Source organism: Paenibacillus tritici (genome assembly GCF_018207515.1).
GTDB lineage: Bacteria > Bacillota > Bacilli > Paenibacillales > Paenibacillaceae > Paenibacillus_AQ > Paenibacillus_AQ tritici.
On the sequence record NZ_CP073365.1, the window covers coordinates 6,462,893 to 6,475,513 of the forward strand.

Sequence of the window (12,621 nt, forward strand, 5' to 3'; positions counted from 1 at the left end):
AAACCGGGGTCTTTGCGCATTCATACCATATTCAAAAATCAACATTTTACTGCAAAAAACCAATCTGCCTCATTTTCGACAAATTTCTAGCTGCGTTGTTGAGTCATTTCCAGGAATTCGTTAATATCCGCTACAATCAAATCCGCAGCCCCCTGCCAGAAATCCGGCTTGGACAGATCGACGCCCAGATGCTTCGACACCAGATTCTCCAGGGTCATCACTCCGGTATCCTGCAGTAGGCTGTCGTATTTATCCGCAAAGGAGGCCCCTTCCTGCAAAGCAAGCCGGTATAGACCGGTACTGAACATATATCCGACTGTATACGGGAAATTATAGAACGGAACATCCGTAATATAGAAATGAAGCTTTGAAGCCCAGAAATGCGGATGGTATTCAGAGAGGACCCCGCAGAAGGCTTCCTTCTGGGCTTCCTCCATCAGGGCGGACAATTCCTCGCTGCTTACAAGACCTGCCTTGCGTTTCTCGTAGAAGCGGGTCTCAAACAGGAAGCGGGCATGAATATTCATGAAGAACGCCACACTGTTCTGGATCTTCGCTTCAAGCAGCGCCAGCTTCTCTTCACTGTCACCAGCAGACTTCACCTGCGCATCCGACACAATAACCTCAGCGAAGGTAGAGGCCGTCTCAGCCACGTTCATCGCATAATTCTGATTGAACAGCGGCTGATCCTCCAGCAGGAACGAATGATAGGCATGACCCAGCTCATGGGCAAGTGTCGATACATTGGACGGGGTGCCGCTGTAAGTCATGAATATGCGGGATTCCTTGCTCTCCGGGAACGAGACGCAGAAGCCTCCCGGACGCTTCGCGGCACGGTCTTCGACCTCAATCCAATCCTTGTCGAAGGCACGCTCGGCGAAATCCGCCAGCTTGGGACTGAATTTGCGGAACTGGGTAACAATGTCGTCTGCCGCCTGTTCATAAGGGATTTTGCCGGAAGACTTACCGACAGGCGCATCCACATCGACCCAGGCGAGCGATTCCAGACCGAGAATTTCCGCTTTGCGCTTCAGGTAGGACACCAGTGCCGGTTTGCTCTTCGTAATAACCTCCCACATCACATCGAGGGTCTCACGCGACATACGGTTGATACCGAGCGGCTCCTTCAGCACATCCTCCCAGCCGCGGCCTTTATACAGCTTCAGACGGAAGCCGGCCAGATGGTTCAAGGTATCCGCACAATAGTCGGCAGCGCCGCCCCAGGCCTCTTCCCATTTGCGGAACATGGTGCTGCGGACCTCCGGGTTCTCATCAGCCAGCTTGTTGAAGGCTTGCCCGGCTGATAACAGCTTCAGACCCTCCCCATCTTCAAAAGGAATCTGAATCCCGCCGACGATTGTCTCATAATGTTCACTCCAGCCATGATAGCCGTCCACGGCAAGCTCAAGTGCAAGGCTCTCCAGCTCCGGGCTCATCTTCTCCCTAGCCAGATCCCGGCTCTCGCTGAGTACGAAGCTCAGCGGGGCAATCTCCGGCCGGGCCATCCACTCTGTCCATACCGCATCCGGTGTCTGACGCAGCACGTTATCGAATGCGGAGCTGATGCCCTCATATCCGGCGCGCAGGCCTGTCACCTTGGACGACAGTCTTACCGCTCCCTTGTCGAGCTGGTTCTGGGCTCCCAGACAGCCTGTGAATTCCGCAGCCTGTGTAAGGCGCCCGGCGCAGCTCTGCAGCAGCTCGATTACACTGTCCAGCGCTTTCGTTGCGGCAAGTTCAGCCGGTGCAGTTGCGGCGGCCACCTGTCCGCGCAGATTCTCAATATCGGAGGCCAAGCGGTCCAGGAAGCTTTCAAACTGCGGGGAGGCGGAGCCTCCGGGAAAGATGGATTCCAGCTCCCAGGTCAGTGATAATGGTTGTTTCATATCGGGCTCACCATTCCTTTGTTGTATTGTAGTTTTCTTTGTAATTGCGATACAGCCATGGTAAAGTGGATGATGATACTCCACTAATATGAAGGAGGGCATCCTTATGAAGCCATTGCAAATATCGCCGGAAACGGCCATCACGTTATCCAAACAACTCGGCGTTCCGCTGGAACACCTGATGCATATGCCCCAACATATACTGCTGCAAAAGATTGCCGAATTATCCAAGAAGTCCGGCAGCGCATCTGACGAAGGCAGCGAACCTGCACCCTCTGACGAGAAGGACAAGCAATGATTCCCTTCAGTCATACCTGGCCTTATGATATTATCCTTGGAGACATGTACGTACAATATTGCCCGTTCTGCGACCAGGAGAACATTCTTCTGCCGATGAGGCCCAAAGAGCTGCAGAACGTGCGAGAAGGCAAAAAAAAGCTGCTGGTCTTTCCCTGCTGCAGCGCCAGTCCCACGGTCGTCGATAACGACAACGATTACCTGCTGTTTGACCGGGCGGTCCGCTAATAGCAGGTACCGGACTGAGGCTCCCTCATCATCGGGCAGAGGCGTAGGAGGAATTCTCTTCTACGCCTTTTTCGTGTTTCCTTCGTTAAAGAGGCACTTGCTATAAGCACTCTCACTTCGCCGCTCTATGTACCTGACGGAAGCCCGTCCGGATCAACATCCTGCCCGCGCATCTGCTCCCGCAGAATGGCCCACTGTTCGCGTGAAGCCCGGATCATGGCTGCATCCGTAATTCTCTGGTCGTTGATTACCCGGGAGAACCACCTCACAGCAGCGGTGAAATTCCCGGTCCGGCGGTGCAATTCCCCAATCAGATACATCAGCCGCGCATCATTGCCGCCGGAGGTATCATTCTCAAACACCTTCACATACTCATCCAGCGAATAGCTCAGGAAACGCTGTTCCTGTACCGTATCCCCTTGATAACGGTATAGCCAGGCAATATGGTGAAGCAGGCTTGCTATAATACGTTCCTTGTCCTTAATGCTCTGCGCACAGATCAGGGCCAGCTTGTAGGTCTCCAGGGCTTCCTCCCAGCTGCGCTTCTCCCCGAAGTCCCGGGTCTGCCAGCGTCTGCCGACCTGTGTATCGAAGGATTTCTTCTGCCATTCGGCCAACTTGTCCGCCGAATTCTCCGTGGAGGCGAATCCGCATTTGGGACAGACCCGCACCACATAATAATCCGGATTCTCCGCCTTGTAATAGGAGCAGAAGTCCGCGTCGCGGCGGATGGCTTTTTTGAGACTGGGACGTACTCTTGAGGTCGAGAATTCATGTTCACAGTTGGAGCAGGTAACCTTAATTGAGTACAGGGGGATTAATTCCGGCACGGGTGCCCTCATCCTTTCACAAACAACACTTATTCATGGGGCGTATTGACAAAATGATGGGCGGGACCCGCCAGCCGGCTGAGGACAAAGGAGCGCAAGGATTCTTCCACACCGGTCTCTTCAAGTGCAGCCTTCATACAGTCCAGCCAATCCTCCGCACGTTCCGGCGTGATGGGGACATGCATATGTCTGGCTCTCATCATGGGGTGGCCGTGCTGCTCGGAGTACAGGGCAGGGCCGCCAAAAAATTGGCTCAAGAACTGATATTGCTTCTCCAGCACCGGAGTAATATCTTCAGGGAATAACGGGCCGAGCTGGGGATGAAGCTGCACCTTGGCGTAGAATACAGTCACCAGACGGTGTAGACCTTCAGCGCCTCCCAGGTTGTCAAACAGACTCTCATTCGGATTCACTTAGAGGTTCACCTTCTTCCTTATTAATCTAACAGGCAGCCTGCTTATCATTATACCAAAAAATACGCAGTACAGTTATCCCTGCCTTAAGACCTGTACCCGCAAGCCTAATCATAAGAATCCGGACAAAAAAAGGCGCCAAACCTGAGTTCAGCGCTCGTAAGTTATTCAGTATGTTCTAAATTCTTCATCACCAGGCGGGACAAGGGAGACCCGGATCACATATACAAAAGCACAAACGAGCACTCCGGCAACTACACTCATCACCATCACTCCATCCCTGAAAATCCATCTCAAAACGATGTGCATTAATTAAGTTTATAATACCATAATTCCAGCGAAAAAGCACCGCTAAATGTAACCGTTTTCTACGTTTTTTTGTGCTGTTTGTCCAGCTTTTGGCATACAACTAAGCATAGAATTGGAGGCGACAACCGATGACTCTGAAGAAATTATCCGGTCCGCTGCTCGGGATCGTGCTGGCGGGCTGTATGCTGCTGATGCTCGTTCATCCATCCAGTTCCCTGGATGCAGCCCTGCGCGGGCTGGCAGTCTGGTGGGATGTGCTGTTCCCCTCGCTGTTTCCGTTCTTCGTCATCTCAGAGATCATGCTGGGCTTCGGTATTGTCCATCTCTTCGGCGCTTTGCTTGATCCGCTCATGCGTCCGCTTTTCAATATACCCGGAAGCGGCGGCTTCGTGGCAGCGATGGGATATGTATCAGGATACCCTGTCGGCGCGAAATTAACCGCCAAGCTACGGGAGCAGGGGATGATCAGCAAGATTGAGGGCGAGCGGCTCGTGGCCTTCACGACCTCCTCTGACCCGATTTTCCTGCTGGGCGCTGTCTCTGTCGGGTTCTTTCATGACGCTTCCTTGGGGCTTGTGCTCGCCCTTTCACATTACGGGGGAGGACTCATTGTAGGCCTGCTGATGTCCTTTCATGGCCGGAGCAGGCCGGAAGAAGCCGGGTTGAACGTTGCCGTTGATGCTCCGGACAACTTACCTGCAGCTCCAGAAGGACAAGGCTCAGGAAGACTGCGGACTGCACTTAACGCGATGGCTGCGGCCCGCCGGAGTGACGGCAGAAATCTCGGAGAGCTGCTTAAGAGTGCTATCGTCTCTTCGCTTCAGCTTATTATCGTTGTCGGCGGCCTGGTTGTATTCTTCAATGTACTCATGGAGCTGCTCGCCCGCGCCGGAGTGATGTCCGCCCTGTTCAGCATGGCCGGGCGTCTGCTGTCTCTGGCCGGCTTCCCGCCAGAGCTGTCTGCCGCTCTGGTCAGCGGGGTATTCGAGGTGACTCTCGGCGCCAGGTCGGCGGGGGAAGCTGCCGGAGGCGTTCCGCTGCAGTTCAAGGCTGCGGCTGCGGCGTTCATCCTCTCCTGGGGCGGATTATCCGTTCATGCCCAGGTCGCCAGTATTCTGAACGGCACCGGACTGCGTTATCTCCCCTTCATGGCCGCCCGACTGGTCCATGCCCTGCTCTCAGCAGGTCTGCTTCTCCTGCTGTGGGAGCCTGTGGTTGGCACAGGGCTGGCCGGAGCATGGAGTACGCTTCCTGCTGCATCCGGGCTGGCCGCTCCAGAGTCCGCCCTGATCAGCAGCATCGGTCTGCTCTGCCTGCTGCTGGCTATCCTGCTCGCCCTATCTCTTCTGGTCCTGCTGGCGGGTAAGCTGCGGCGTCCGCATGTCCGCCGGTAATGTCCCTGCACCAGATCTCCCGCTGTAGCCTGCTGCGGATTCCCGGCTTTTCACGGCTCTCATATTGTGTTCCGGGTCAAGATTGATTATGATCGGTGTATGACTGAATTATACAAAGGAGCCTGTACATCTTGAGATATTATGTTCTGGACCGCGGAGATGAATTGTCCATCCAACTAGCGGAGCAATTTCACAAGCTGGCGCAAGGCCGGAATCTGGAGCTGGATGCCGAGTCCCCGGAAATTGTGATCTCGATTGGCGGCGACGGCACCATGCTGCATGCTTTTCATACGTTTATTGATCAGATCCCGAACCTGGCTTTTGTGGGCGTGCATACCGGCCATTTGGGCTTCTATGCGGACTGGCAGGCCGAAGAGCTGCCATCCTTGATTGATTATATGTGCGGAGAGGAAGGACCGCATAAACCGCGTATCGTACAGTACCCGCTGCTCGAACTGGAGATTCACAAGAAATCCGGTTCAAGCTCGCATATTGCCCTGAACGAATTCACCCTGAAAGGGGTTGACGGGACGGTTGTTATCCAGGTGGATATCAACGATGTCACCTTCGAAATGTTCCGCGGGGACGGCCTGTGTGTCTCTACACCTTCCGGCAGCACCGCCTATAACAAAAGTCTGGGAGGCGCCATGGTGCACCCCTCGATCGAAGCGCTGCAGATTGCCGAGATTGCATCCATTAACAACCGGGTATTCCGGACTATGGGCTCGCCCCTGCTGCTCCCGAAGCACCATCACTGCGATATCTTCTCGCGCAAGGATCAGCGCCTGCTGCTGACCATTGACCATAATAATATTCCCGTGGATGATCTGATCTCCGTACGTGCTCAGGTATCGGACAAAAAAATCAGCTTCGCCCGCTACCGTCCCTTCCCTTTCTGGAACCGTGTCCGGGAGGCCTTCCTGGTCTGAGCGCTCAACTTATATTATATAAAGCCGGAGATGCCCTGCTTCTCCGGCTTTATTTTGCCGACTGCCGGGAATCTGCTACTCTCCCGGAACATCCCGCAGAATGCATAGACAGAGGGAATTTTCAAATGGTATAATGAACCTATTTTACAAAGTTTTCTAATTGAAGGAGAGAATCTATTGAAGAAATTGTTATCCCTGCTGGGCATCAGCCTGCTGGCCCTTGTGCTGGCTGTTCCTGCTTTTGCCGCAGACAAACCTATTAAAGTCTATATTAACGGCAGCAATCTTACCTTCACCGCCGGAGCTCCTTATCTGAAGGATAATACTGTACTTGTGCCATTCCGTGGTATTTTTGAGAAGCTCGGGCTGAAGGTTCTGTGGGACTCCAAGACGGGGACCGTTACCGGCACCGGGACAGACCTGAGTATCAGCCTTAAGGTCGGCAGCAAACGGGCCAGCATTAATGGAACCGTCAAGCCGCTCACAGTGGCTCCAGTATCCAGCGCAGGTACCACTTACATACCTTTGCGCTTCATTGCAGAAGCCACCGGGGGCACAGCCGCCTGGGAGCCGGCCAGCCGGAGCGTGAAGATTACCGTTCCCCAGTCCTCATCCTCCAGCGAAAAGGATGTCACAGCACTCATTCAATTATCCAACAAGTATTATAATGAAGAGAAAGCGATCAGCTTCTATTCGCTTGTAGATGGAGAATCGGATAATACAGAAGCCGTAGCCAACATGACTTCCCAGTTCGAGCTGTATGATCTGAAGAATACGATCGAAAGCCTCAAAATCCTCAGTCTTTCAGGCAAGGAGGCTACAGTCTACACTGTAGAAAAATCCGTTAGAACCGGCGGCTACTATATGCCGGATGAGCGGTACGAATATTTGTATACGCTGATCCGCCAGGGCGGCTCCTGGAAAATCTCCTCCATGGAGCTGCAGGAATCCTCCGTGCTGCTTACCCGCGAACAAGGCATGAAGCCGGCTGTGGTTCCGCAGGGCGATGCTACCGGGATCAAGAACACGGTCAGCCAATATTACGAGAATATGAATGCCCATAATGTGGACGGAACTGCTGCCTTAATGACCTCTTACGGCGAGGAGCAGGACGCTTCCTACAAAGAAGAGCTGCGTGATTTTTTTGAGACCTACGCTCTTGGCTATTCGATGTCTTCCGCAAATATCTATTATTATGCTACTGCTGCCGATGAAGCCGCCGTCTATACAGAAGTGACTGTTACCGACGGCGAATCAAAGGAGACCTACACCCAATCTCTGATCCTGATTCTCTCCAAATCCGAGAGCGGTGCATGGACGATTGACACTTCTTATCACATTAGCTACGATACGGAATCCTAAATTCAAATTCCATCAAAAGGATGTATGAACTCATGAAATCAGCCAAAATTATCACCTCCGTCCTGAGCGGCTGTCTGGCTCTCTCTATTGCCTGGGCCCCTGCTGCTTCAGCCGCAGACGCTGCCGCCGCTGAGACGGTACAAGCCTCCAAGACGGATGTTATCAATGAAATTATGCAATATCTGGAGTATTACAATGTGGAGGGTGTGGACCAGGATACGCTGATCCGGGGTGCGATTGACGGTATGGTGAGTACACTGGATGACCCTTACAGCCAATACTTTAATAAGGAGGAGGCTGCTGCCTTCGGCCACCAGGTCGATCTGGAATATGTCGGTATCGGCGTCCGGCTCATGTACACTGCCAAAGAGCTGTACATTGAGGAAGTCATGAGCGGTTCCCCGGCAGAGGCAGCAGGACTGAAACGCGGTGACTCCATTCTCAAAATTAATGGGGTACGTGTAGCCGAGACGGCTGGCGATGAGCTGAGCGGCAAAGCCGGCACAAAGGTCTCCCTGCTGGTCCAAAGAAACGGGGCCAACAAATCCTACGTGGTTACCCGCAGCGAAATCGCCACAACCTCCGTGAGCAGTAAAATGCTCGGCTCCAAAATCGCCTATATCTCTATTAACGGCTTCACCCAAACTGCCGATGAAGAGTTCTCCGCAGCGCTGGACAAAGTACGTGCGGCGGGAATGAAATCGCTGGTGCTGGATCTGCGCGATAATACAGGCGGTTACATGGACAGCGCACAGAATATCGTCTCCAAGTTCATGGATGCCGGTATTATGATGTACACCTCCGATCAGACCGGTACCTTGAAGCCTGTGACGATTACGGACGGCAGCAAGATCGGGGTTCCGGTTGTGGTATTGACCAATGAATATACCGCCAGCGCCTCCGAAGCCTTGACCGGTGCTCTTCGTGACAATAAGCTGGCTACGATTGTAGGCACACGTTCTTACGGAAAGGCACGGATTCAGAGCCTGATCCCTATGTCCGGCGGCGGCGAGCTGAAGCTGACCACCATGAAGTACCTGACTCCTAACAAGGAGGATTTCAACCATATCGGGCTTGCTCCGGATATTGAGGTCAAGGGCAAAACCGCCCAGTTGATTACCGCCCTGCAAATTGCCGGGATGAAAGAGATTACAGCCTCTGGAGACCACCATATTCTTGATATTAACGGGTCTGCTTTTGCCGGAAATGTCGGTCTGATCAAGCAGGGAGATCAAGTGTATGCTTCTTCCCGTGTATTGGCCGCTCTTGTTGAGAATGAAGTCTCCTGGGATGCTAAGAATAAAAAGGTGCTGCTGACCAACGGCGCCGGTACTGTGTCCGGGTTCACGCTGGCTTCCAAAGAGGCACTGTTCCAGGATGGAGAGACCTTCATTGAGCTTAGTGCATTCAAGAAAAGATTCCCTGCGTTGGTATGGAGCTATAATGCTGCCCAGAAACATTTGAAGTTATCGGTGAAATAGCAGATAATTGATGTAGTGAGACTATGGATTATTATTCAAAAAAGTCCCTTCAGCCATTTGGCCGAAGGGACTTTTTGGGTTGCTGCATGTTTGCAGCACTGCCTGGGAGTGCACCGATAACACCAGAAAAGCGCTGATAAATGCGCTGCTTACCCCTGGTTGTTATTGTTATTCTTGCTCTGGTTATCCTGTTTGGCTGAATGGTTCGGATTATCCTGTTTAGCCGGGTTGTTCTGGTTGTTTGGATTCTCCTGCTTGTTCGGTCTGTTCGATTTGTTCTCTCTATGCTCTCGGTTCTGCTTAGAGCTGTTGGAATTTCCCTGGCTGCCTTGCTGGCCCCTGCCCTGGAATTCTTTATGGTTCTTCTTGCCCTGGCCGTCTTTGTTCCGGTGATTCCGGCTCTGATGCTCACGCACCGGTCTGTCTTTGACCCCGTCCCGGCTGGAGCCGCCTGCGGTATCCCGGTCCCGGTTCCCAGCCTTTGTCTGCGGTTCCCGGTGTTCTTTCACACTCACTCCTGCTTCAGCATCCTCCTGCTCCAGATCTTCATCCGTCCCAGGCTCGGGAATCTCCTTAATCAGGATATCCTTGAAGGTTCCTTCCTGCGGAGCTTCCTTCAGCTTATGCAGCACAAAATACGCACAGCCAAAATTGCAGTATTCGTTAATATAATCCACCATGCCTGAGATAGCCGTGTCCCGGTTCACCTTGGGGTGATTATCCCGGTAAAAGCCTTTGAGGCGCAATTGGCTGTAACCCCAGTCACCGATAATATAATCGTAACGGTCCAGCACTTCGCTGTATCTTCCGCGGAATGCCTCCGGGTTCCAGCCGTCCTTATGATCGAGCATCAGCTCGTAACCTTTTCCACCTATAACGATCAAGCGTGTGTCGCCTGCCTTTCAATGAGGAATGGGGGCGGGCGTTGATAAGCCGTCATTCCGCGGGATTTTGAATTTCCGGCCGCTGTTGTTGTCTGATTTCCTCCATTTAACCGCTAAGCGGTTGAAATCAGACAACAAAGGCGGACGCTACCGCTCCTACAATTTCAAAATCCCTCTCCATGACTCCATCAACGCGGGGGTGTGAACCACCCCCAAGAGCCGCGTCGCTAATGCTCCTTGGCCCTTTCCACATTTTTAAAAACATTTTAAACATTAAAAACATAAAACATTAAAACCTTTTAAAAGATTAAAACTTAAACCCTAGAGCCTGTGACTCCGTCATCCGGGGAATTTGCAAAAGCAAATTCAACAATTACCCCTGCGATACAGAACGGGCCTCACGGGCCGCGGCAGCAGACTGAACCTGCTCATGGGCACGATAAGAGCTGCGCACCAACGGACCGGCCTCCACATGGCTGAAGCCCCGCTTCAGTCCCTCTTCCTTCAACAAAGCGAAATCCTCCGGCGGATAGTATTTCTCCACATTCAGATGCTTCGGAGAAGGCTGAAGATATTGTCCTAATGTCAATATATCACAATCCACCGCTCTAAGGTCATCCATCGCCTGCAGAATCTCTTCCCACTGCTCACCGACGCCAAGCATGATGCTCGATTTCGTTGGAATCTCCGGCTTCATCTCCTTGGCCCGGCGCAGCAGCTCCAGGGAACGGCGGTACTTGGCTCTGGCCCGGACACGGTCTGACATCCGCTCCACCGTCTCAATATTGTGGTTCAGGATATCCGGGTTACTATTCATCACGGTCTCCAGACTCTCGCGGTCTCCGAGGAAATCAGGAATCAGCACCTCGACACTGCACAGAGGAAGGCGCTTACGGATAGCGGCTACTGTTCCGGCGAAGATTGCTGCTCCCCCGTCCTTCAGATCATCGCGGGCCACACTGGTAACCACACAATGCTTCAGCTGCATGCCTTCAGCAGCCTCAGCCACCCGTTCCGGCTCCAGCAGGTCCAGCTCGGTAGGCAAGCCTGTATTGACCGCACAGAAGCGGCAGGCCCGTGTGCAAATGTCTCCCAGAATCATGAAGGTCGCCGTGCGGTTCGCCCAGCATTCATAAATATTCGGACAACGCGCTTCCTCACATACGGTATGTAACGTCTTGGATCGCATCATGCCCTTAATTTCCTGATAATCCTCACCGGTGGTTAACTTGATTTTGATCCAGTCTGGCTTGGGCTGTTTGGCTGTTCTATTAGTCAAAGTATGGAACCCCGCTTTCGATCTGAATGTCAGTTTCATCGTCAAAAGTTGCTGCCTCATATTATAGCATGTGGAATGAGCAATTGCCTGTTTTTGTGAACCTTGGGGAAGTCACGGATAAAAACAGTCCTTTTGCTTCAATCTAAAGAAAAGCACCCCAAAGGTGCCATTCCGCAAGAATAACTGTTACTAATTCGCCCAAACGCAGGAGGTTGAGATCATGCTGGCCTTATTCACGAACCATTACACCCGCAGAACCCTGTTGTGCATGTCTGCAGCCGCCTTGCTCTGGAGCGGCAGTCCTGCCGTACATGCCAATGCTGCCCGTTATCATACACTGCCTGAGCTGAAATCCGGCGGGCCTGCCGCCCCGGACAGCAAAGAGACCGCTGCCGCCGCCCGCAAAGAGCTCTTCGAACAGATGAGCGCGGCGACCGGGATTCCCTGGTTCAGGTTCGCTGCCATTGATCAGTATGAACGGTCTGTTGCCAAGAAGAAAACAAAATCGGATGCTGCGGAAACCGGTACTGCCGCCGCCAAGCCCCGGGTTACCGGAATTATCATTCCGGCGCCGGTATGGTCTGGGCCGCTGAATCCGGACCAGAATGACAAGCTCCAGGATTCAATCAGCTTCTTCGGCGGCTTGGGACGGGACGGATCGGGGGACGGCAAGGCCGATCCCGGCAATGATGCCGATGTGCTATACAGCATGGCCAGCCACCTGCTCAAGTACGGGGATTCCGCGAGTGACTTCAATATCGCAATCTGGGAATATTATCATAACGGACGGGCCGCTCAGCGTGTATCCCAATTCGCCAAGCTGTATGAGCACTTTGGACGGCTGGATCTGTCGGGCAGCGCTTTTCCGCTGCCGATAGGAACCAACTATTCCTACCGCAGCACCTGGGGGACCGGGCGGAGCTGGGGCGGCGCCCGTATCCACGAAGGTACCGATTTGTTCGCGCCGCATGGCCTGACTGTCCGCAGCACCTGCTTCGGAATCGTAGAGACCAAGGGCTGGAACCGGTATGGGGGATGGCGGATCGGTATCCGCGATATCGAGAACCGCTACCATTATTATGCCCATCTGATGGGCTATGAGAAGACCCTGAAGCGCGGGGATATTGTAGCTCCGGGGCAGACCATCGGGTGGGTGGGCAGCTCCGGCTACGGCAGCCCGGGCACACAGGGCAAATTCCCGCCGCATCTGCATTATGGCATCTACCGCGACCGCGGAATTACGGAGTGGGCATTCGACCCTTATCCGCTGCTCAAGCAATGGGAGAACCAGGAATACCGGCAGCTCCGAAAAAACAAAAAGAAGTAGAC

General features: G+C 53.3%; 12 protein-coding genes. 7 read left to right on the top strand and 5 right to left on the bottom strand.

Going from position 1 to position 12,621, the window contains the following annotated elements; translation table 11 throughout:
• Positions 1–86: 86 nt before the first annotated feature.
• Entirely contained in the window at positions 87–1,886 is a 1,800-nt protein-coding gene (locus KDC22_RS27720; RefSeq protein ID WP_211721054.1) for a M3 family oligoendopeptidase, read from the bottom strand.
• Between the two features lie 106 nt (positions 1,887–1,992).
• On the opposite strand from KDC22_RS27720, the gene KDC22_RS27725 reads away from it, so the two are divergent.
• Together KDC22_RS27725 and KDC22_RS27730 are read left to right on the top strand one after the other, a co-directional pair.
• Positions 1,993–2,184 carry a YycC family protein gene (locus KDC22_RS27725; RefSeq protein WP_173131622.1) on the top strand — a complete coding sequence of 64 codons (192 nt, stop codon included), beginning with the start codon at positions 1,993–1,995 and terminating at the stop codon, positions 2,182–2,184.
• Entirely contained in the window at positions 2,181–2,411 is a 231-nt protein-coding gene (locus KDC22_RS27730) for a hypothetical protein (RefSeq protein WP_173131619.1), read from the top strand. Before KDC22_RS27725 ends, KDC22_RS27730 begins: the two co-directional genes overlap by 4 nt.
• Before the next feature lie 125 nt (positions 2,412–2,536).
• On the opposite strand, the gene KDC22_RS27735 is transcribed toward KDC22_RS27730, so the two are convergent.
• The gene (locus KDC22_RS27735) at positions 2,537–3,241 is read right to left on the bottom strand and encodes a DUF2225 domain-containing protein (RefSeq protein WP_246553045.1); all 705 of its coding nucleotides are present in this window, start codon (positions 3,239–3,241) and stop codon (positions 2,537–2,539) included.
• 29 nt (positions 3,242–3,270) lie between these two features.
• Positions 3,271–3,654 carry a globin domain-containing protein gene (locus KDC22_RS27740; protein WP_173131613.1) on the bottom strand — a complete coding sequence of 128 codons (384 nt, stop codon included), beginning with the start codon at positions 3,652–3,654 and terminating at the stop codon, positions 3,271–3,273.
• Positions 3,655–4,091: 437 nt separating this feature from the next.
• Here KDC22_RS27740 and ylbJ point away from each other — a divergent pair, with 437 nt between their 5' ends.
• The 4 genes from ylbJ (at position 4,092) to KDC22_RS27760 (ending at position 9,129) form a co-directional block, all read left to right on the top strand.
• Complete coding sequence (gene ylbJ / locus KDC22_RS27745) at positions 4,092–5,357, top strand: sporulation integral membrane protein YlbJ (protein ID WP_211721056.1); 1,266 nt, start codon at positions 4,092–4,094, stop codon at positions 5,355–5,357.
• 131 nt (positions 5,358–5,488) lie between these two features.
• Positions 5,489–6,286, top strand: coding sequence for an NAD kinase (locus KDC22_RS27750; protein ID WP_173131607.1), 798 nt, complete (start codon positions 5,489–5,491; stop codon positions 6,284–6,286).
• A 177-nt stretch (positions 6,287–6,463) separates the two neighbouring features.
• Positions 6,464–7,648 (top strand): stalk domain-containing protein, encoded by a 1,185-nt coding sequence (locus KDC22_RS27755; RefSeq protein WP_211721057.1) that lies wholly within the window; start codon positions 6,464–6,466, stop codon positions 7,646–7,648.
• A gap of 32 nt (positions 7,649–7,680) precedes the next feature.
• On the top strand, positions 7,681–9,129 hold the full coding sequence (locus KDC22_RS27760) for a S41 family peptidase (RefSeq protein WP_211721058.1): 1,449 nt from the start codon (positions 7,681–7,683) through the stop codon (positions 9,127–9,129).
• A gap of 149 nt (positions 9,130–9,278) precedes the next feature.
• Here the strand turns inward: KDC22_RS27760 and KDC22_RS27765 are convergent, their stop codons facing one another.
• Together KDC22_RS27765 and lipA are read right to left on the bottom strand one after the other, a co-directional pair.
• On the bottom strand, positions 9,279–10,013 hold the full coding sequence (locus KDC22_RS27765; RefSeq protein WP_211721059.1) for a YutD family protein: 735 nt from the start codon (positions 10,011–10,013) through the stop codon (positions 9,279–9,281).
• Positions 10,014–10,386: 373 nt separating this feature from the next.
• Positions 10,387–11,292 (bottom strand): lipoyl synthase, encoded by a 906-nt coding sequence (lipA, locus tag KDC22_RS27770; RefSeq protein ID WP_246553048.1) that lies wholly within the window; start codon positions 11,290–11,292, stop codon positions 10,387–10,389.
• Positions 11,293–11,512: 220 nt separating this feature from the next.
• On the opposite strand from lipA, the gene KDC22_RS27775 reads away from it, so the two are divergent.
• A complete protein-coding gene (locus KDC22_RS27775) occupies positions 11,513–12,619 on the top strand; it encodes a M23 family metallopeptidase (RefSeq protein WP_173131595.1) in 1,107 nt (368 codons plus the stop codon).
• The last annotated feature ends 2 nt before the right edge of the window (positions 12,620–12,621 follow it).